This is a genomic window from Spirosoma jeollabukense, assembly GCF_054777855.1.
Map to the genome: position 1 here is coordinate 1,076,759 of NZ_BAAHAD010000001.1, position 21,871 is coordinate 1,098,629.

At 48.3% G+C, this 21,871-nt stretch carries 16 protein-coding genes; 7 read left to right on the forward strand and 9 right to left on the reverse strand.

From position 1 onward, the window contains the following. Window positions 1-893 precede the first annotated feature (893 nt). Window positions 894-3,848 (forward strand): TonB-dependent receptor, encoded by a 2,955-nt coding sequence (locus ACYVEA_RS04380; RefSeq protein WP_461112110.1) that lies wholly within the window; start codon window positions 894-896, stop codon window positions 3,846-3,848. A gap of 14 nt (window positions 3,849-3,862) precedes the next feature. Next, window positions 3,863-4,372, forward strand: coding sequence for a hypothetical protein (locus ACYVEA_RS04385; protein WP_461112111.1), 510 nt, complete (start codon window positions 3,863-3,865; stop codon window positions 4,370-4,372). A 38-nt stretch (window positions 4,373-4,410) separates the two neighbouring features. On the opposite strand, the gene ribD is transcribed toward ACYVEA_RS04385, so the two are convergent. Continuing rightward, the gene (gene ribD / locus ACYVEA_RS04390) at window positions 4,411-5,475 is read right to left on the reverse strand and encodes a bifunctional diaminohydroxyphosphoribosylaminopyrimidine deaminase/5-amino-6-(5-phosphoribosylamino)uracil reductase RibD (RefSeq protein WP_461112113.1); all 1,065 of its coding nucleotides are present in this window, start codon (window positions 5,473-5,475) and stop codon (window positions 4,411-4,413) included. A 138-nt stretch (window positions 5,476-5,613) separates the two neighbouring features. On the opposite strand from ribD, the gene prmC reads away from it, so the two are divergent. From prmC to msrB, 3 genes are all read left to right on the forward strand, one after another. Continuing rightward, a complete protein-coding gene (gene prmC / locus ACYVEA_RS04395) occupies window positions 5,614-6,462 on the forward strand; it encodes a peptide chain release factor N(5)-glutamine methyltransferase (protein ID WP_461112114.1) in 849 nt (282 codons plus the stop codon). A gap of 108 nt (window positions 6,463-6,570) precedes the next feature. Then, a complete protein-coding gene (locus ACYVEA_RS04400; RefSeq protein ID WP_461112115.1) occupies window positions 6,571-7,545 on the forward strand; it encodes an AAA family ATPase in 975 nt (324 codons plus the stop codon). Window positions 7,546-7,576: 31 nt separating this feature from the next. After that, window positions 7,577-8,086 (forward strand): peptide-methionine (R)-S-oxide reductase MsrB, encoded by a 510-nt coding sequence (msrB, locus tag ACYVEA_RS04405; RefSeq protein WP_461112116.1) that lies wholly within the window; start codon window positions 7,577-7,579, stop codon window positions 8,084-8,086. A 56-nt stretch (window positions 8,087-8,142) separates the two neighbouring features. Here msrB and ACYVEA_RS04410 read toward each other — a convergent pair whose 3' ends face one another. From ACYVEA_RS04410 to ACYVEA_RS04440, 7 genes are all read right to left on the reverse strand, one after another. Further along, the gene (locus ACYVEA_RS04410; RefSeq protein WP_461112117.1) at window positions 8,143-9,675 is read right to left on the reverse strand and encodes an MBOAT family O-acyltransferase; all 1,533 of its coding nucleotides are present in this window, start codon (window positions 9,673-9,675) and stop codon (window positions 8,143-8,145) included. Between the two features lie 208 nt (window positions 9,676-9,883). Then, window positions 9,884-10,834, reverse strand: coding sequence for a glycosyltransferase family 2 protein (locus tag ACYVEA_RS04415; protein ID WP_461112118.1), 951 nt, complete (start codon window positions 10,832-10,834; stop codon window positions 9,884-9,886). Between the two features lie 111 nt (window positions 10,835-10,945). Beyond that, window positions 10,946-12,688, reverse strand: a complete 1,743-nt coding sequence (locus ACYVEA_RS04420) for a hypothetical protein (RefSeq protein ID WP_461112120.1) — start codon at window positions 12,686-12,688, stop codon at window positions 10,946-10,948. Window positions 12,689-12,694: 6 nt separating this feature from the next. Further along, complete coding sequence (locus tag ACYVEA_RS04425; protein WP_461112121.1) at window positions 12,695-14,131, reverse strand: DUF6056 family protein; 1,437 nt, start codon at window positions 14,129-14,131, stop codon at window positions 12,695-12,697. Between the two features lie 16 nt (window positions 14,132-14,147). Next, a complete protein-coding gene (locus ACYVEA_RS04430) occupies window positions 14,148-15,074 on the reverse strand; it encodes a DMT family transporter (RefSeq protein WP_461112122.1) in 927 nt (308 codons plus the stop codon). An 89-nt stretch (window positions 15,075-15,163) separates the two neighbouring features. Then, on the reverse strand, window positions 15,164-16,240 hold the full coding sequence (locus tag ACYVEA_RS04435; RefSeq protein ID WP_461112123.1) for an LptF/LptG family permease: 1,077 nt from the start codon (window positions 16,238-16,240) through the stop codon (window positions 15,164-15,166). Between the two features lie 76 nt (window positions 16,241-16,316). Continuing rightward, the gene (locus ACYVEA_RS04440) at window positions 16,317-16,976 is read right to left on the reverse strand and encodes a metal-dependent transcriptional regulator (protein ID WP_093828274.1); all 660 of its coding nucleotides are present in this window, start codon (window positions 16,974-16,976) and stop codon (window positions 16,317-16,319) included. A gap of 188 nt (window positions 16,977-17,164) precedes the next feature. Between ACYVEA_RS04440 and ACYVEA_RS04445 the strand changes: the two genes are divergently transcribed. Together ACYVEA_RS04445 and ACYVEA_RS04450 are read left to right on the forward strand one after the other, a co-directional pair. Continuing rightward, window positions 17,165-18,499: an Nramp family divalent metal transporter gene (locus ACYVEA_RS04445; RefSeq protein ID WP_461112125.1), complete on the forward strand. Its 1,335-nt coding sequence runs from the start codon at window positions 17,165-17,167 to the stop codon at window positions 18,497-18,499. Between the two features lie 644 nt (window positions 18,500-19,143). Next, window positions 19,144-20,622 carry an FG-GAP repeat domain-containing protein gene (locus ACYVEA_RS04450; RefSeq protein ID WP_461112126.1) on the forward strand — a complete coding sequence of 493 codons (1,479 nt, stop codon included), beginning with the start codon at window positions 19,144-19,146 and terminating at the stop codon, window positions 20,620-20,622. 73 nt (window positions 20,623-20,695) lie between these two features. Here ACYVEA_RS04450 and ACYVEA_RS04455 read toward each other — a convergent pair whose 3' ends face one another. Next, window positions 20,696-21,733, reverse strand: coding sequence for a helix-turn-helix transcriptional regulator (locus ACYVEA_RS04455; protein ID WP_461112128.1), 1,038 nt, complete (start codon window positions 21,731-21,733; stop codon window positions 20,696-20,698). Window positions 21,734-21,871: the final 138 nt, after the last annotated feature.

Sequence of the window (21,871 nt, forward strand, 5' to 3'; positions counted from 1 at the left end):
TATTGTTTATGGATAAGACTACTAAGTATAAAGATTAACTGCCAAGTTAAAACCAATCCCTGTAAATTCCCGCTTATCGACGAACTAAACTACCCGTTGGCCCAAATAACTACTCGAGAAGGCATAGGTAATATCAGGAGAAAAGTACTCAGAAAATTGACTATTGGCCGCTTGTGTTATCAATACATGCTTTACAGACAGACATATATTGTATTATTCCGACAATTAGATATTATATTTTGCTCTTTTATTTGTTAACACAATTATAATTGGCATATTTGACAAAGTACAACAAGAAAAGACTCTCAGTTTGTGCGCACAAATGGTAATGGAGGGTATATCTATTCATGAATTTTATGGCTAATCAACCAGTATTAATGGATTAGTCACAAACGTATTATAAACATAATTTCTAGGTATCTGATGCAGGTCTACTAAATCGACCTCAGGTAGTTTTTTGCCCAAATTTTTCCATTATCCATACGTAAAAATTCACCTTACTAACAACCTGAAACGCCATGAAACATATAGCGCGTATTCAAATTGCTGGAAATTTAGTGTCCAGGAGGTATTCGCCCGGTATTATGTTTTATACCTCTCCTACCTGCCCGGCAACCAACAACTACAGCGGGCGCCCTGTATCAGGACGTCAACAGAATTGGCACCGTAACGAGTCTACGACACAACCGATCAGTTCAACTTAACAGGGCTGAACCTGGCTCAACTCTCTTATTTCTTCCCTACAAGGTGTTTTTTTCCAGTCTTTCGAGCGGTCGTTTCTCAGGGAATTACCGATCAAAATAGAGATTGAGAAATCAATCCCCTGAGCCTGTTGCAGAGTACCTGCAATCAGTACTTGAACATGAGTTTTCCAACTTAATTCTCCCATAATCATGAAAAGAAAGTTACGTAAACATGATGTCATTCCGGTAGTGCTGCTGCTGTTTGCCCTCGTCATTATAAGCCCCACGACCGCCTGGGCGCAATCCAGAAAAATTACCGGTAAGGTCTACACCAGCATTACGTCCGAAGCCCTCCAGGGCGTCAATGTTCTGGTAAAAGGCAATTCGAAAAAGGGTGCGACCACGGATAATAAGGGCATTTTCTCGCTGGAAGCTGCGCCAAGCGACGTGCTGGTGATTAGCTTCATCGGGTTTAAAGCGCAGGAGATAAAAGTAGGCGACCGCACCTCGTTTGACATTCCGCTGGAAGAGAACGTGAATGAACTAACCGAATTGATTGTGACGGGAACCCGAAACGTTGGGCGCACGATCATTGAATCGCCGGTTCCAGTCGATGTTATTTCGATCAAGGATATAATGGGCAGTCTTCCTCAGATGGATCTGGCGCAGATGCTGGCGTTTGTTGCGCCCAGCTTCAATGCCGTTCGATCGCAGGGCGGGGATTTGAATTCCCACGTCGATCCCGTTCAGTTACGGAATATGGCTCCCAACCAGATTCTGGTTCTGGTGAATGGAAAGCGACGCCATACGTCGGCCCTGCTCATCACCGAAACAGCGGTCGGCAGTCCCTCTACCACCGTTGATTTGATGACCATTCCCGTTTCGGCAATTGATCGGGTCGAGATTCTCCGCGATGGGGCTGCTGCCCAATATGGATCCGATGCGGTGGCCGGGGTTGTGAACATCATCCTGAAAAAAGGAACGAATAAACTGACGGCCAGCCTCACGGGCGGAGGTTATGCCAATACAGGCGGACAAGCCGGCGCGCTGACCAAATCGGGAAAACCGGATGGCTTCAACTATCAGTTCGACGCCAACTACGGCTTTAAACTGAGCGACAAAGGCTACATCAACATTTCGGGCCAGATTACCCAACGTCGCCCAACGCTACGTCCGTTTGTGAATGACTGGGGCTTTTTTGACAATACGTACCTGAATAACCTCAGAACCGACAAGGCGGGTAATCCGGTGATCACCAACCCTGAATTGATCAATGCGCAGGTCGCCGGTAACACGTCATTAATATCCTCGCTGAAAACCGAAGATGGTCTGATGAGTGCCCGCGGCCTGACCAAGGCCGATTTCGCCGTATACGCCGGTATGCCTGCTATTACGCTCGGCAGCACGTTTTACAACGCAGGTTTTGAGATAAACCCGACCACAACGATCTATAGTTTTGGCGGTGCTTCGTACAAATACCTGGAAGGATTCTCCTGTTATTTCCGCCGTCCCGCGCAGACGGACCGGTTCAACTATCTGCTCTACCCCAACGGATTCCGGCCGCAGATGACCTCCAATACGTCGGACATTTCGAACACCGTGGGCATTAAAAGCAAGATTGGCAACTTCAGCGTTGATTTCAGCAATACGTTCGGCAGAAACACCATGCGGTTGGGTATGGTCAATACGTTCAATGCCTCGCTGGGCTCCAATTCGCCGGTCAACATGAACCTGGGCACGCACCAGTTCTCACAAAACTCGACCAACCTCGATTTCTCCCGGTATTTCAACGAAGTGATGAACGGGCTAAACATCGCCTTTGGGGCTGAAATGCGCGTAGAGAATTACAAAATCATAAAAGGTCAGGAAGAAAGCTATAGCTATGGAACGGCGGGTATCCTTACAGTGGGCAAAGATGGGCTGCTGGTTGGCCCGGATGGCAAGCCGCTGGAAGATGCAAGCAGCGCCCCCATTGTTGATGCCAACGGCAACCCATTGTCGGTTTATGCTGGTCAGCAAGTGACGGTTAAGTCGTTGTCGTCAAACTGCCAGTGCTTTGCTGGTTTTGGTCCCAAGAACGAACGGAATGAGTTCAGAACAACGATGGCGGCCTATCTGGACGCCGAACTGGAACTGACGCGAAAATTCTTGCTGGCCGGTGCTTTCCGACTGGAAAACTACTCTGATTTCGGTGGCGTAACGATCGCCAAACTGGCGGCCCGGTATTCCATCACCAAAACCCTGTCGCTACGCGGATCGTTTGCCACCGGCTTCCGCGCCCCGTCGTTGCAGGAGTTGAACTATACGCACACAGCCACGGCTTTCGTGCCGGATGCCAATGGCATTCCACAACCGCTGGACGTAACGACCTACCCAACCAACAGCACGGCGGCACGGGTATTGGGCATCAAGGGGTTGAAGCAGGAGCAATCCCGCACCTATGGCTTTGGCCTTACCTTCCAGCCTACTCAGGGCCTGGAAGTAACCCTGGATGCCTATCAGATTGATGTTGACAACCGTATTTTCAGAACCAGCTATTTCAACGCATCGGAAGTTGGCAATAACTACGGCGAAGTGATCGGCGATGGGGAAGCTCAGTTCTTCGTCAACGGGGCCGATGTACGGTCTAAAGGACTTGAGGCCGTTGGTAATTACACGCTCAATCTGAAAGGAGGCCAAAGCATTACATTCAGCCTGGCTGCCATTTTCAGCAAGAACACGGTCCTCAACCGGAAAACGCTGAACCTGAACGTAGCGAATCTTTCGGCCGAGCAGGTGGTGGGCAAATACCTCAGCCGCGACGTAGTGGGGCAATTTGAAACGGGTACTCCCCGAACTAAACTGATCGGTTCCGTTGCCTACCGTATCAATAAATTTAACGCCATGCTGCGAGGTACGTACTATGGATCGGTTACAGAACGGTCTGTATCTGCTGATAACGATGGCAATTTTTACGACCAGACGTTTTCTCCACAGGCAATTTTTGACTTAAGCGTTGGCTATGACCTGAATCGTAGTGTGAAGTTCTCCATTGGCGGCAGCAACATCTTCGATAAATACCCTCAAATACTGCGCTCTGAGAATCAGGGCTTCTACCTATATTCCAACAATCAACAGGGTTCCAATGGTGCCTATTATTATGGCCGTGTGATGTTCAACTTCTAATTGCTACCCCAGCTATGAACCAATCTTTCAATAAACGAAGCATTCTCCCTGTAGCGGGCCTTTTTCTGTCTCTGCTCGCGTTCCTTAGTTCGTGTGAGCAGCAACAATATGAACCAAATTTAAGCGTAGCGCAAGGCGGTGGCACGGTAACGACCTATAAGTCGTATACCCTAACGTCGGCCTCTGGATCAGCTGCTTACGGGCGAGTAGTGTTCTATAAGTACAGTTCCTCGGTTACGTTGGTCGAGATGGCTCTCTACAAAACAACAACCGGAACGACCTATGCGTCATCTATTTACCAGGGTAAACTTTCCGACAATTCCACCAAGGCGCTGAAACCGCTTGATGCCATCAGTGGGGCTACCGGCGAATTTGCGACAAACAAGTATTTCACGATCAATGAAGCCGGTTTCTACGACAAGCTGGCTACCTACAGCGCCAACGTCAAGATTACGTCAGGCACTACGTTGGTAGCGAGTGGGAATATTGGAGCCAACGCGACACCTGTTGCTCAATCGCAGTAAAGGTCGATTAATGTAATGCGTATAAAAATAGCCCCGGATTAACCTCCAGGGTTATTTTTATACATCGACAGTTCGTCCTTGCCCACCATTTCCCGACTTGCTAGTTTACCCCGCACGACGGGCGCTTTAATAGCATCGGCGAACCGTCCCGTGTCCAGCATCATCTGACTGCGAAATACCCGCATCTCATCCCAAAGGCCAGCGTCTATGAAGGATTGCAGCAATGTAGCACCGCCTTCTACGAGCACCGACTGAATGTTACGTTGGTGAAGGTCGGTTAACAGCTGATTGAGAAATGGTCCGGCACTCCGGGAAACGAAAGAGCGAAAGACATTGGGACGATCTGATACGTTGTTTTCGTCAACTTGATGATAAACAATAGTCGGTTGAGAGCCGTCGAAAAGATTTAGGCTTTGATCAAGTGAGAGTTGATTATCGATGACAATACGTACTGGGTTTTTACCCGGCCAGAGCCGGGTATTCAGGCTAGGGTTGTCATTGCGGGCCGTGTTGGTACCCACCATAATGGCGTCTTCTTCACCCCGCCACCGATGGACCAATCGATGCGATAGATCACCACTTATTTTTACGGGCGTCCCTCCTACTGCGCCAATAAATCCATCGGTGGTTTCAGCCCATTTCAGGATAATGTAGGGTCGTTTCTTCTCAAAGAAGGTAAAAAATCGAGCGTTCAATTCGCGGCCCAGGGTCGCCAAAACGCCGGTTTCAACAGCAATGCCAGCCGCCCTCAGTTTATCAAATCCCTGCCCCGACACCAGTGGATTAGGGTCGTCGTTGCAACAAATAACCCGCCCAATTTTATTTTCGATGAGCAAATCGGCACAGGGTGGCTGTTTGCCATAATGCGAACAGGGTTCGAGTGTTACGTAGGCCGTGCTTTCGGGCAGCAGATGCATATCGTCGGGACGAACCGAAAAAATGGCGTTACGTTCAGCGTGAGCTTCCCCATACCGCTGATGCCACCCCTCACCAATGATACGTTCGCCGTGAACAATTACACAGCCAACCATTGGATTCGGACTGACATATCCCCGACCGAGCGTAGCCAGTTCGAGCGCGCGAAGCATGAAGATTTCGTTCATTGTTTGCGATTGGTGCTGTCTCATTGACGGGATTCAATTTATGGTTTTCGGCATTTCACCACGACGATTCGCCGTAAACCAAACACTATAAACCGTGAAAACTTCCCTATTTTTGGCAAAATTACTCGACAGAACCCAATGGCCACCGCCAAGCCTCTATACGAACGACTCAGTAAAAACATTAGGGCCTATTCCCCCGAAGAAGCGCGGGAAATGGCGTTTATGTTGCTCGACCATTATTTTGGTTTGCGCAAAACGGATGTACTTACCGATAAACCGCTGCCGCCAAATCGCACTGAACCGGACTGGTTTAAAATCCTGGAACGACTCAATCGCCAGGAACCTATCCAGCACGTCATTGGCACGACGATTTTCTGCGGGTTAGAGTTCGAGGTATCGCCCGACGTATTAATTCCCCGGCCCGAAACCGAAGATTTAGTGCGGCTCATCATGCACGATTTTGCCGACCGTACCGACGACGTCCCGATAGTAGACATCGGCACGGGCAGCGGTTGTATCGCTATTACCCTAGCCCGCTTCTTGCCCCAATCGGTGGTGACGGGTTGGGACGTGTCGGATAAAGCCCTCGCCCTGGCACAGCGTAACAACGAAAACCTCAACGCCGACGTTACGTTCGAGATTCAGGACATTCTGAACGTCCCCCCCGATTTTAGCCGCCGGTTTGATTGCGTTGTGAGCAATCCACCTTATGTAACGCGTTCCGAAGCGGCCGACATGAACCGGAACGTACTGGACTACGAACCGGGTCTGGCGTTATTTGTGGAAGACAACGATCCACTGGTTTTTTATAAAGCCGTCGCTGATTTTTGCGTTCGCCACCTGACAAAAGACGGCGCTTGCTACGTTGAAATAAACGAACGATTTGGCGCGGCAACCCGGCAGGTTTTTGCCGACCGGGGTTTCTCTAATATTCAGGTCTATAAAGATATTCACGGTAAAGACCGAAGCATTCGGGCAACTTTTTAGTTTTTAGTTGAGGAGTTTACGGTTTACAGTTTACAGTTGGCTGGCGCAAAGTGCTTATACGCGCCAGCCAACTGTAAACTGTAAACCGTAAACTGAAAACTTTTGATGATGCAGCCAACCACCTCTTTTACGTATCATACAAAAATCCGCGAAGTATTCAGTGAGATGAGCCAGGTTGTGGTCGGGCAGGAACGGCTGCTTAATCGCTTGCTCATTGGACTCTTTACGGGTGGGCATATTCTGCTGGAAGGCGTTCCGGGGCTAGCCAAAACCCTAACCATCAACACACTGGCTAAAGCGCTGGAACTAGATTTTCAGCGCATTCAGTTTACCCCCGATCTGTTGCCCGCCGACCTGATTGGGACGATGATTTTCAATCAGAAAACGGCCGAGTTTGAGGTAAAACAGGGACCGATTTTCGCCAATCTTATTTTGGCCGATGAAATCAATCGCTCACCCGCCAAAGTGCAGTCGGCCTTGCTCGAAGCCATGCAGGAAAAGCAGGTGACCATTGGCGAGGAAACGTTCGTACTGGATCGACCGTTTCTGGTGCTGGCCACCCAAAACCCCGTGGAGCAGGAAGGTACATATCCGTTGCCCGAAGCGCAGGTCGACCGATTCATGATGAAAGTTTTCGTCGATTATTTGAGTAAAGACGACGAACTGGAAGTCATGCGCCGAATGTCGAACATGAACTTCAATTACGAAGTACAACCGGTTTTGGGCAAAGAAGAACTGGTTGCTATTCGCGACGAAATCAATGGAATCACGATTTCGGAAACGCTCGAACGGTACATTATCGAACTGGTTTTCGCCACCCGCCGACCGTTGGAATATAACCTCCGCGACGAAGCCCGCTATATTCAATTTGGCGTATCGCCCCGCGCCAGTATCAACCTCAACCTGGCCGCCAAAGCGCTGGCCTACTTCGACCGTCGCGACTACGTATTGCCTGAGGACATCAAGGAAGTAGCGCCAGACGTATTCAATCACCGCATTATGCTCAACTACGAGGCCGAAGCCGATGGCATAACGACCTTGCAGGTGATCGACTCGATTTTGCGAAAAGTGGCGATTGGGTAATTAATTTGGTCGCATCCGTGTTTTGACAGGGATGAAACTGAACACGCTCTTTCTCCTGATTGCACTTTTCCTAGCAGGTAGTTTGTGGGTCTACGGTACGTATCTGGCTAAGCCTCGTCCGCCACATCGTCGCCCACCCGGAGCCACATCGCCCAATGGGCGACGGGTTGAAAAAACGGATGCCGAATGGAAAGAAATTCTAACACGATCGCAATACAACATTGCTCGTAAAAGTGGCACGGAGTGGCCTAATAGCAGCGACCTGACGCATGAACACAGGCACGGTACGTATACCTGTGTCGCTTGCCACAATCCATTGTTCTCGTCTGCTACCAAGTTCGACTCCCATACGGGCTGGCCCAGTTTTTACGCCCCTCTTGTCGCTAATGCGGTTTATACTGAACCCGACGGTAATCGAACGGAAGTACGTTGCGCCGTTTGTGATGCTCACCTCGGCCACGTTTTCAATGATGGCCCCGAACCCACCGGATTGCGCTACTGCATGAATGGTGTAGCGATGGGGTTTTCGGAAGAGAAATAAGTGGCCCCTGCCTTCGGTTTGGAAGTACTGAAGATTTGCAATTCGCGAATTGCAAATCAGAACTGGAAGTAAATGAACTGATTCGAGGAGAAAACGCCGAATAGATACGTTACGAACGTGATTAGAGCGAACAATACCACAAAGCGGGCGGTATTACGTGTTGGAATCATAAGGAAAAACTGCTCTTTCAGCAAGAGAAACACAATCAGGGAAATGCTGAACCACATCTCTACCGAATTCATCGGACTGTCGATTGTGTCGCTTATCGACAACGTACCAATTCGTTGCAGAATCAAAAAGGCATCACTCAGGTTGTGGGCGCGAAAAAACACCCACGTCAGCATAATCAGGACGAACGTAACGAACGTGTTTATCACCACACGTACCGGCGATTTGCGGGCTTCTGTATCGTTAACGGGCGAAGTCACCGAGCCGGGTGGTTTGTTGGAAAAACCCAGTTTTGCCAATAGCTTATCGCGCAGAACGGCCAGTATCTGATACAAGCCATTCAGGCCGCCCCAGATCACGTAGGTCCAGTTGGGGCCGTGCCATAGGCCGCTGGCTAGAAATACAATCAGCATGTTCAGGTACTGCCTAACTTCGCCCTTACGGTTGCCGCCCAGCGGGATGTAGAGATAGTCCCGGAACCAGGTCGAGAGGGAAATGTGCCAGCGTCGCCAGAACTCCGAAATGGATTGAGCCATGTAAGGCGTTCGGAAGTTTTCCATCAGGTCGAAGCCCATAACCCGTGCCGCCCCGATAGCGACATCGGAATAACCCGAAAAATCACAGTAAATCTGAAACGTATAAAAGAACGTAGCCGCCAGCAGCGTCAACCCATTGTGCTGATCAGGAGACGTATAGGCATGATCCACGAGCAGCGCCAGCCGGTCGGCAATAACAAGTTTCTTGAACAGGCCAAAGGCCATTTGCATCAATCCGGATTTTACTTTCTCAACATCGTAGTTGAAATACGAATGAAACTGCCACAATACGTTCTGCGGCCGTTCGATCGGGCCAGCCACCAACTGTGGATAGAACATGACATAGAGCGCGTAAATACCGAAATGTCGTTCAGCTTTGTGATTTCCCCGATACACTTCAATTGTGTAGCTCATAGCCTGAAACGTGTGAAACGACAGCCCAATGGGCAGAATGCTCATGTTGCTTTTATAGGACGTAATGCCGCTTTGCCCAAACACATGCAACACCTTCACAAATATCCGGTTAATCAAATCCGTAACGGAATGGGCAACGTCCGGCATATTCAGGGCATCGAATAGGCTGGCTACGTTTTCGGTGAAGAATCCGAGGTATTTAAAGAACGCCAGAATGCCAAGATTGGAAATCAGGGATAAAATCAGTAGCCATCGCCGGGCTTTGCCACTTGTTTTCTCAATCCAGATACCAGCGATGTAATCAATGACAATGGTAAGAAACAGAATCAGGATGTAGGCTGGCTGGAAAACCATGTAGAAGTAGCAACTGGCTACCAGCAACAATATCCACCGACCCTGCCACTTCAGGCTGAAGTAACCGAGCGTAACGACAATGAAAAATAATAAAAACTGTAGCGAGTTAAAGAGCATCCGTTAGTCGATAATCGATAATCGGCAATCGTCAGTCATCCGATACAGTATACCGACTTTAATCTGACGACTAGCGACTAATTTTCAATATACCCGTTTGATCTGCAGCACGATAGTAGTACATACTCATTGGAGCAACCGGGCAATTAATGCGGGCAGAACAGGTAGTCAGATCAGGGTACTGCTACGTTGCCAGACCGCTAAGGTATTACAAAGGCTGACGTTCTTTATCCCGGATTACTTCCCGAATCACATACAGCGGGCGACCTTTCGCCTGAAAAAATATCCGTAGCACATACTCACCAATTAACCCCAGCGCAATGAGTTGCAGCCCACTAAACAGAACGATCGCGAAAAGAAGGGCGGTGAATCCCTGTGGTACATCGTGGTAAACAAACCGTTTGATCAGCGTCTGAATCAAATAGATCACGGCTACCGCAATGGTGACCATGCCAATCCGGGTGATAATCTTAATCGGATATTCGCTGAAGTTAAAAATGCCATTGTAGGCCAGGCGTTGCAGCATTTTGAAGGAGTATTTCGACTCGCCAGCCAGGCGGGCATCGCGCTCATATTCGACGCCAATTTGCCGGAAACCGATCCAGCTACGCATGCCCCGGATAAAGCGGCTCTCTTCGGGCATCTTGTTCAGCACATCGGCCACCCGGCGGCTAATGAGCGAAAAATCACCGCTATCCAGCGGTACATCCACGTAGGAGATGGAGCGCATCAGCCGGTAGAACGATGCGTAGGCCGTCCGTTTAAACCAGTTTTCCTTCCGCTTCTTTCGTACGGCATACACCACATCGTAGCCTTCCTTGTACTTCTTATAAAATTCCGTTAGTAACTCGGGCGGGTCCTGCAAATCGCCGTCAATAATAAAGAGAGCTTCTGTGGCGCAGGCCGTTGCAATACCAGCTGTCAGTGCAATCTGGTGACCGTAATTTCGGGACAGAAAAACGCACTGGTATCGAACGTCTGTTAAGGCTAGTTGCTGCATTAGTGCCGCTGTATCGTCGCGGCTTCCATCGTCAATAAGTACAACTTCAATAGCTAGTGGCGAGGCATCCATCACCGCATTTAATCGAGAAACTAGCGCTGGAAACGACTCGGTTTCATTAAATAATGGTGCGATAATTGAAATTTGTGGAGTTGACAACGTCGTATAGATTGAGTCGGTGGCAGAATTGACAAAAGTAAACTTTTTTGACGTTCAGGATATAATCCAACTCGTTTTCTTAAGGAACGGTAGGCCTCTGATGGCTTGTACCTATTGAACCGTGATCGTGTGATCAAGATACTGGATAGCCGAATCATGAGCTGGGTGTAACAGGATACCGACCTGATATGTACCGGGATACAGCGACGTTTTCAATATTTCGGACTCCAACCCAGGGATGCTGTGCCCCAGAAAAAAAGATCTAGGCGAAAATAGGGTAGGCACCGGAAATAGATACGTCCGTTCCGTTGACTTTACGATAAAACAGGCGTTTGACAAGCCATCAGGTACCCGCCACCCATTTGTCCGAACCAACTCTACATCAGGATACTCCTTCGTAAGTAAGGGGATTGCCTTAGTAGGTTTTCCGGCAATGGGTTCCTGCAACATCTGCTCATAAGGCGTATAAAAAGCCGCCGGATATTGATACATGCCTTTCGCAACCGCGTCATCCATCCACCGCTGTGCCGACTGGGCAAAAGTCGTACCTAACGATGCCCCCAGACCCACATCGTTGTGCTCCTGATTATACGCGTTGGTTAATAGTTCCTGTTTGCGGTATGCGACTTTGGGCATTCGGAGTACGTACCAGACGCCCCATACCATCAGGCTGATTCCGGCGCCAAGCGTCATCCAGCGACGTATCACCTTCCGGTTTTGATACTGCTCACTCAATACGTTAAGATACAGCAGTGACACCAGCAAAGCCGGGTAAATCATGTAGTTGCTAACCAGCATAACGAAATACCCAAAACGAGGCCGTAGGAAGGCGATAATGACCGCATTGACCATCAGAAATGTGTAGCAACCAGTGAAAAAATACCGGCGCTTCCATAGCGCTGTCTGTTCCTGATTTTTAGGTGTATCAGATGCCCAACCACCCTGCAGGAGTGGTTTATTCATACGCCAGAGCAGCCAGAGCATCACCGGAATCAGAATCATTCCCGCAATAGTGGGTAGTATGCTCCGGCGGAAAATATCGGACTCGAAGAAAAAATCGAAAAGGCCGCCTGTAAACGTAAAAAAGCCAAAGAAGGTGAGATGAGGATTCGCCAGAAAGAACGTAATGCTGCTGTCGTTTCCCTGCGCATTCTGAAAATCATGAAAATAATACAGGATAGCGCCGACACCTACCACAAGCCAGATGCCCAATCGCGCCCATTGCCGCTGTGTCGTGAGTAATACAGCCCCCGCTACCCATCCGAACAAGCCATTGCTCATCGAAAACGACGCCAGAATCTGCAAGCCAAGTCCACCGGCAAACCGATTGCGGCTACCGCCCGCCAGCAAGTAAAGCGCGGTGATGACCAGGGCTATGACCACCTCATGCTGCATCCCCGTAATGGCCCACATCGTCGTTAGGTAAGACTGGGGCTGAAGCATTAAAAAGGGAACCGGCACGAACGCGATCAATGGCAGATTTATGGACCGAAAAACCCGGTAAAGCACGAGTACAATCCCTAGAAAAAAAGCAAATGCCGCAAAGATCAGCCAGCGAAAGTTTACCGTTCCGGTCAGTTTATAGAGTACCAGTGTAATCAGTTTGCCGCCCAGCATCCGGTGTTCGTTGTTAGGCCGGAGCAGCCAGTCCACTTTCTCGCCAATCGTCTGGGAGCCAGTATAACCCAGCATAAAATTCAGGAAGGTTTCAATGTCATCCATCCAGGGTACGTTCACTACGTAGGTGAACAACAGTAAGCCAAAGCAAAAGAAAGGAATACCGATCAGCACGAGCGCCAGTGTCGTTGACCGGGAGATTAACGCTTGCCTAAGCGATATATTAGCTGAATTCATAGGTGGTTATTGGATCGACTTACTTGACTTGTCCGTTAGCCGAATCGTTTTTTTATGAAAATACTCAGCCCAGCAACGGTTCCAGAGATGCTCTGGATTCGCCTGAATGTCTTCGATATAAAGAGAAGCCGGGTAAACGAGCAACGGGGATAGCACCCCTTCAGAACTCGGCGACCCAGCTAATTGATCATACCGCTCCTGCATCGCCCGATCGTACTGGGCAGCACGGCCACTGAGCCAGTCGCCGTATACAACTGGTAACATTGGCCCAACTAACGAACTGATCAACGCCCAGACCACCGCTACCAGCATCAACGGACGGAGGTAAGGCATCAATACGGCAGGCTGAAATCGATGACGCAGCGCTACCACTAGAAGCGTTGCGTTATACAGAAAGCTAAGCCAGAACGTCAGATTGATCAGGTTAATCAACCGGGGAATAGGCGGAATCCCAACGCCATAAAAGTGCAACGAAATCATAACCAGCACTGTAGCGGAACCATGCAACAGACCCAACAGCGGATGCACACGCAGGTATGATGGCAATTCGGCGGTGGTTCGGTATGAACCAACCAGTTTCCAGGCAATGGGCAGGTACAGCAGCAAGAGGGGCACCCAGGGCGTTAACAACAACTGGCGCGGCACATACGTAGCGGCATACCGTAACGATGACACCAATGTCAGGGGAATATCCCGACTGTTTGGATTGCCGCCCATCCGGACAAAATTACCGGGTGCTTTCAGGAGATAGTAACACGATATGGCGGCCACAACCAGTAAAATCAACGTAGTAGCCGATACTTTCCGGCGTTGTATCAATTCCACCAAAGTAATCAGTCCTAACACCGACATGACCATCATCATGGTGGTCTCACTTGACCCGATAATAGCTACGACAAGAAAGCTTTCGCCCAGAATATAACCGGGTTGCAGGCCAAATCCCCGATGCTGATGCGCCAGCAGAATCGCCAGAAAAAACAAAACCAGGATGCTCGATAAACCATAGGTAGTCATACCCGTATACCAGAACATATAAGCCGAAACGCTGGGGAGTACCGTTACAAACCCTATGAAAATCCCCAGCGTCAAGGCCAATTTGACGTCTTTCCCGAAGAACCGATAAAGCCATTGACTGGCCAGGGCATAACAGCCACTTAACAGTAAGATCAATATAACAACCGGAAAAACTTTAAACCCGCCTAACCATCTAATCACTAATGGGTTGGCATGAACAATGAAATTTTGAAAGAACCGCCCCGACCAGCCATCGTAATAAAATTGCTGGGCCTGCCAGAATCCGAAGTGAAGGGCCGTATTGGCAAAACAATAATCATCGGTTGGCGAGGGATGATTATAGGTTGCCAGGGCAATTAAGGGGACTATTATTACTAACGTAAAAAGGACGAGCAGCCCTGTAATGACACGCGTTAAAGAAATAGACATAGTTCGTTTGATACGCTTAAATAGTAGTCGGCAGGGTGGCTTTGGTAAACCGACGGTTCATAAATGGATAAGCCAGCACAGCCGCCAGAATAACGAGCGTGCCAATGTAGAAACCTGGCGTCATACGTTCGGAATCGCCAAAAATCAATACAGCTAATAGAATGCCATAAACAGGTTCCAGATTAACGGTCAGGACAGCCATATACGGGGAGAATTTACGTAGCAACCGAACGCCAACCGAATAGGCATATACGGTGCAGACAAGGGCCAGTACCAGCAGCCATACCCACTGAATGGGGGCTTCAGGCACGTATTGAACAACGTGGTTTGCGGCCAGTGGATCAGCCGCACGGACGGCCATCCACAGCGCCAAAGCACCCACTACGGCACCGGCCATTTCATAAAATGAAATAACCAGCGCATTGTACTTATGCGTGAATCGGCTATTGATGATAGTAAACAGGGAGGACAACATGGCCGAAAATACGGCAATTGCCAGCCCAACGACTTTGTCGAATTCGAATCGAAAAATCAGGTAGAGGCCAGCCATAACTACAACCCCCATCACCACTTCGATCGTTCGCACCCGCCGACGTAGTACCAGCGGTTCCAGCACACTCGCCCAGAGTGAACTGGTAGCCATGCCCGCCAGACAAACCGACACATTGGCGACGCGGGCCGCCAGAAAAAACATCACCCAGTGCAGCGCGATAATGGCCCCGGTTCCCAGCAGTCGCCAGCGGTCGGCCGGCGAAACGTCAATTGACTGTTTACGAATGAGCAGCAAGGTTCCCATTCCGGCAACAGCCAGCAGCGTTCGAAACAAAACCACCGCCGACGAATCGAGCGGTTGCAATAGCTTGCCCAAAATGGCCGTAAACCCCCAAATCAGGACGATGAAGTGGAGTTGCAGGTAATCCGTAAGGGAAGGTTTATTGACCATGAATAAAGAGTGGAGAGTGAAGAATGAGGAGTGGAGAATAACTAATACTATTATATTCTTCACTCCTCATTCTTCACTCTTCATTAATTTTACCTCGGAATGGTATTGTACAACAATACACCGATGGCTGCAAAAATAGCGTTTGGCAACCAAACCGCCACAATTGGATTGAGGTTACCTGATTCGGCGATACCTTTCGCCAGCATGAAAAACAAGAGATATGTAAAGGCCAGAATGAACCCCAGGGCCACCTGCCAGCCCACACCCCGGCGACTCTTCCGAGCCGACATAATTACGCCGATAACGGTCAGAATAATAATGGCAAACGGTCTTGTATCGCGGCTGTATTTTTCGAGCAGATACGTCTCAACACCATCCGCCCCGCGACTTTGGAGAAGATCAATGCGCTTATTGAGTTCGGGACGGGTGAGCGTTTCATACAGGTTGAAATCTGAGCCGAAATCATCGGGTTTCAGGTTCAGTGTCGTGTCGATAAGGGAGCCCGATGTTAAGTTTTCTTTCAATCCGTCGATGCTGCGGATTTTGTAGTCATGGATAACCCATTTCTTTTTCTTCGCTTCCCATTCGATCCGATCGGCCGTTAGTTTTTGTTTGAGCTGATTCCCATCAACGCGCTCCAGCGTGAATTTATACCCTGTGTTACTCGTGTTATTATAGCTCTCCAGATAGGCATACGTATTAGGGGCAATCTTCAGATGCACATTACGACCAGAGTAGGTATAAGCATCGTTGATGTAGACGATTTCGAAGGCGATCCGGGTTTTGTTGGCCTTCGGGATTATATAATTAACCATGAAATAGGTGAGTACCGCCAGCACCGTTGCTCCCAGAACGTAAGGAAACAGCAAGCGGATAAAACTGACGCCACTACTCAGAATGGCAATAATTTCGGTACGGGCCGCCAGTCGGGAAGTGAGAAATACGGTGGCAATAAATACCATCAGCGGACTGATGTAATTTGCCCAGTATGGAATGAAATTGAGGTAGTAGTTAAAGAAAATCTCGTTTCCGGGGGCATGGGTCTTATGAAAATTATCCACCTTTTCGGTGTAATCGATCATCACAACGACCAGCACGATCACCAACACCACGAAGATGTAGGTTTGCAGAAAACGTTTAAGTATATACCAGTCTAGTAGTTTCATAAAACAGTTTTAGTCATTAGTCGTCAGTCATGGAGTATAGTTGCAGTCACAAACTCCTGTCAACTCCTGATGATAATTAATGACTATCTACCAATAAATTTTTAGCGACTTCGTAACTGACAAATACAGTCCGGTCATTTTCAATCTGCACCAGTACCGACTTGTCGAAGGCATTGATTTCGGTAACGGTTACCGAACAGCCAAGGGTCAGGTTGGAGTGATCGAGGTGTTGCAGAAACTCGGTCGAATGTTCCAACACAGCCCGCAAACAGACATCTTCTCCGGTTGCTACGTCCGATAATTTACGAAAACCCGTTTCGGGCATTTTGCCGGCAGGCGTCGGAATTGGATCACCGTGCGGATCAAACTTTGGTCGACCCAAATACGTATCTAATCGGGCAACCAGTTCTTCCGACCGGACGTGTTCTAACTCTTCGGCAATTTCATGAACAGCTTCCCAGCCAAAACCGAGTTTTTCCACCAGAAATACTTCCCAGAGCCGATGCCGCCGGATGACTTGCAAGGCCAGTCGCTCCCCTTCCTCCGTTAAGCGTACACCCTGGTATTTCTTATAATGAATAAGTTGTTTATCAGCTAGTTTTCGTAGCATATCCGTCACTGAAGCTGCCTTAGTTGCCGTCATTTCTGCCAGTGCATTCGTGCTGACTTCTCCCTGCTGCCGATTAGCGAGGTAATAGATGGTTTTCAGGTAGTTTTCTTCGGTGAAGGACTGCATAAACTCTTGATTACGTAACTGCAACAGCTAAACAATTGAAAACAGTTTACCGGCAAAGGTAGTTTTTATGTTAAACTTTCTAAAAATTTAGGCTAATCTAAAAATTTATTTAAACAATACATACCTTTGTTACGTTACACCTTTACTCAACGTCTTAGGCAGACATAGCGTATACTTTTCTCGATTCAATGGAGGTAACGAATACACCAACGAAAGGCTGGCGTCAGGCAAATGACACAAATTCACTGGCCGATGTACATAGCTCGGTGCATGTTCCGATTAACAGCGGTTTTTTCAAAACGCTAAAGGCATATGCTGGCCCTGGGTTGATGGTGGCGGTGGGCTATATGGACCCCGGCAACTGGGCTACTGATATTGCAGGAGGAGCCCGGTTTGGTTACCGCTTATTGTCGGTTGTCCTGATTTCCAATTTATTTGCCATTCTCCTTCAGCATTTAGCCTTAAAATTAGGGATCGCTACTGGCCGTGATCTTGCTCAGGCCTGCCGCGATCATTTTAGTCGTCCGGTATCTGTTGGCCTCTGGTTACTAGCTGAAATTGCCATTGCTGCTACAGACCTGGCCGAAGTAATTGGTTCAGCCATTGCCTTAAATCTGTTATTCGGCCTGCCGCTTACGGTAGGTATTCTTATTACGGCTCTGGACGTATTACTTTTACTCTATTTACAGAACAAAGGATTTCAGGTGATAGAACGTATCGTGGCCAGCCTGATTTTCCTGATCGTTGGTTGTTTTGGCTACGAACTACTGGTTTCACAACCCAACGTCGGCGAGGTAGTCGCTGGATTAGTGCCCCATACCGAAATTATTACCAATCCGGGCATGCTCTATATTGCCATCGGGATTCTGGGGGCTACGGTAATGCCGCACAACCTGTATTTACACTCCAGTATTGTACAAACCCGCGACTTCGGCCGCGACGATGTTGGACGGCAATCAGCCATTAAATTTGCCACCATCGACTCGACTGTCTCTCTGTTTCTGGCCTTTTTCATTAACGCGGCCATCCTGATTTTGTCGGCAGCAGCCTTTCACTTCTCCGGCAATCAACAAGTCGCCGACATTACCGATGCACACCGCCTGCTCGACCCGATTCTAGGCGTCAAACTAGCGGGAATTTTATTTGCCGTGGCTTTGCTGGCTTCGGGGCAAAACTCCACCTTGACGGGTACGCTGGCGGGCCAGATTGTTATGGAAGGTTTTTTAAATCTACGTATCAAGCCCTGGATACGTCGGCTAATTACGCGCTTGGTGGCTATCGTACCTGCCCTGGTCGTTGCCATTCTTTACGGCGAGCGAGGCACCAGCGAGCTCCTTGTGTTTAGTCAGGTTATTCTGTCACTTCAACTCAGTTTTGCCGTTGTCCCTTTAGTACAATTCACCAGTGATAAGCTAAAAATGGGTCGCTTTGCCAATCCTGTCTGGATGAAGGGCTTATCCTGGATTGTTGCTGTCCTCATCATGGGGCTGAACGGGTATTTGCTGTGGGATACGTTGTCATAAACACAAAATTTCATTACTTGGATAGACCATCGATTTTTTTCTTATCCATCTGTTCGTTTTAAAATCAGAGCTAAATGTATAGCAAAGTATAGCCACATTATACTTTCCCTTCAAGAAAATCAATAATCTATATGCTACTAGTTTCTACATATTGTTAAACACTAGCTTACAACATAAACCAGGTCGATAACTAAACAAATCGCCTGTGTCATAAAATAGAAAAAGCAACTCCATATACTAAGAAAACCACTCTGCCCTGGCCATAACTATCTAACTATCAACGATTTAAGAATTAATGATTTAAAATACTTCCTGTATTTAGGCTCTATCAATTAAATAAGTAGTGAACCCATAGTAATAAATTATTTCTTATGACTAATTTTCGTATTAGATCCGCTTTTTACGCCTGATTTAAGTCGAAAGTCAACGAAGCTGTATGTTTTTACAGATAGTATAGCAGCAAAATTGTTGGCAATTACAGAAACATGTTAATAATATAAACTTTTCATAAATATCTGACCAAAAACAATCCAATTATTTTACGTGGTGAAAAACGTTTTTGTACTAATTACCCCGTCAAAGGTTTACACAGTACGAACAGCTACTAACCACCCATTAACATCCTCTTTTTTTAAGAACTACTTATGAATTCTTTTCTACAAATGCCCGCCTGTCGTGGCGCTAATTTTATACGATTGAAGCGCATGCACTGGCAGTTCGTTTTTTTATTGTTGGGTTGCTTGGCAAATGGATCGATCAGGGCCCAGACCTTCACAACCAGCCATGGCTCTGCTAAACTCTTTAGTACTACTGACCTAACTTCCAATGCCGCACCAAGTTTGGGAGATATCGATGCGGATGGCGATCTGGATGCAACGGTAGGTACAGCCAGTGGAAAAGTGTTGTACTTTAAAAACATTGGTACGTCTAACAACCCTATCTATTCGCAGCAGACGGGTTCATCCAACCCCTATAACAGCACAGATGTAAACCCCAATGCCGCGCCAAGTTTGGGGGATATCGACGCTGACGGCGACCTGGATGCCATTGTGGGTACACTTGGTGGTACACTTATATTCCTCAAAAACGTAGGTACAGCTGTCAACCCTATTTATTCGCAACAAACGGGTTCAACCAACCCTTTTGAAGGTCAGGGCAATAGTGAGAACCCCAATGCCGCGCCAAGTCTGGGAGATATCGATGCAGATGGGGACCTGGATGCCGTTATTGGTACGGCTAATGGTAATCTTCTATACTACCAGAACGTAGGCACGGCCACTAACCCGATTTATAGCCAACAGACAGGAAGTGCCAACCCATTTGGTGGCTTAGCCCCGAATTTGCGAGTTAGCGCTAACGGTAACTTCAGCCCGAGCCTTGGCGATATGGATGGCGACGGCGATTTAGATGCGATTGTGGGCACGGCCGACGGTACGATTCTATTCTTTAAGAACGTGGGCACGGCCATCAACCCTATCTATTCGCAGCAAACGGGAAGCACTAACCCCTTCAGCGGGCAGGGTAATGGTACAGATCTCAATGCCAGTCCGAGTTTGGGAGATACGGACGGCGATGGCGACCTGGATGCGATCATCGGCACAGCCAATGGTAAGTTTTTGTACTTAAAAAATATGGGTTCGTCCAGTAATCCTATCTACTCACAGCAGAGCGGCTCTAGCAACCCTTTTCATTACGACCTGGTGCCTATTCTCTACACCAGCCCTAACACAACCTATGGCAAAAGCAACGTAGCAGTGGTCGTAAAAGTGGCCGAAATCAACGGGATAGCTAGCACAGGGTTCGTTTCACTGTATATCTCTAAAGACTTAATGATACCGTTGACCTTCGATCCGAATGCGGCCAGCATTCCGGGCTACCCCGGCTCTGTGGATAATAACCAGTGGAACTTTGATGGAGACTCCAATTCGGCCTACTACATCCTCACTAGCAAGGTTCCAATTGAAGGACAACAGATACTATCGGTGGGCCTGACTGGGCAGTTGAATCCGGGAAACACGAAGGGCCAATTAACGATTAGCGCCATGGTGCTGCAGGGGAGCGAGGACGAGGCTAATACGGCCAACAATTCCGATGCGGATAAGATCGATTATTTTAACAAATAAAGTTAGTATCCGAGTGCTCTGTTTAGACATGCAGCCGCTGCCCAATAAAGTTTGTTGGTCAACGGCTGCACGTCTAAACAGGCGGCTCATCGGGTATATCCACTTCATACTTCGCTAGCCCGTTTCTGAGTTTTTGCCAGATTCTTTTTTGTAACGCCGGGGGCGACAGTACCATCATGCCATCGGCAAAGCCCAGAATTTCGCGTTCCAGCTCAAAATTTAGCTGAACGGTTAGTTGAATCACAATACCATCCACCCGCCGTTCGGTAACTTGCTGCGAATGATGGAGCGGTTTGGTTTCAACATAGGGCGCATGTTCGGCAGCTACCCAGACAAGAACCCGGCTAGGGCGCGTTCGCGGGTTGACAGTCACACCAATAACGTCGTGATAATACGTATCGGCAGCCAGACCAGGATTATCTCGATAGGGGATCTCAATAGCCGACTCAATACTCAGAATACGGTCCAATGCCAGATGGTACACCTCCGTCTGATTCTCCCGAACGCCGACCGCAAACCAGCGATTTTTAAACTCTTTCAGCCACCAGACATGGAAGCCGAATCGATTGGGCAATCTGGCTTTAAACGATTGATACATAATACAAATGGGCCTCTTCTGAATAATCGACTGGTACAGACCATCCAGAAAGGTAAGCCCTTTTAGGTTGTCATTTTTCTCAAAATCGATTACCGTCCGCTGATTCATTGCTGCAGAATATACATGCGCTTCGAGTTTCTGGACGACGCCACTTAGCTGTTCAAAATGAGAAAATCCTTTGAACTGTTTGAGGACCTCAACAGCCTCACTGATACGTCCTAAATCCTGCCCGGTCAATGGAATTTGTGTGATGCTGTAGGCGGGGTCTTCGTAGGTATAGTACTTTTTTTCGAGCACAATGATGGGTGCATTATACCCCAGCTTATCACTGCGCATCATCTGCAAATCGGCCTGAATCGTTCGTCGGCTGATGCCTTTACCCATGCCTTCATATTCATACAATGTTTCCGAAACAGCTTCCATGAGCGCTTCGAGCGTCCACCGGCGAAACTTATTTGTCAGGCAATTATCAATAGCCCGGTAACGAATCAGGGCATTCCGGTTAGCAGGCATGATGTGAAAGGATCTTTTTTTTCAAAAAACTAAAAAAATATTCAACTACGCAAAGAGGCTGCGCAGATGGGCTAAACCTTTGTATCGTTCAGCTCTCAAAACACTTCCCCCGCTCATAAACTCAGAAGCGGGGCGCAG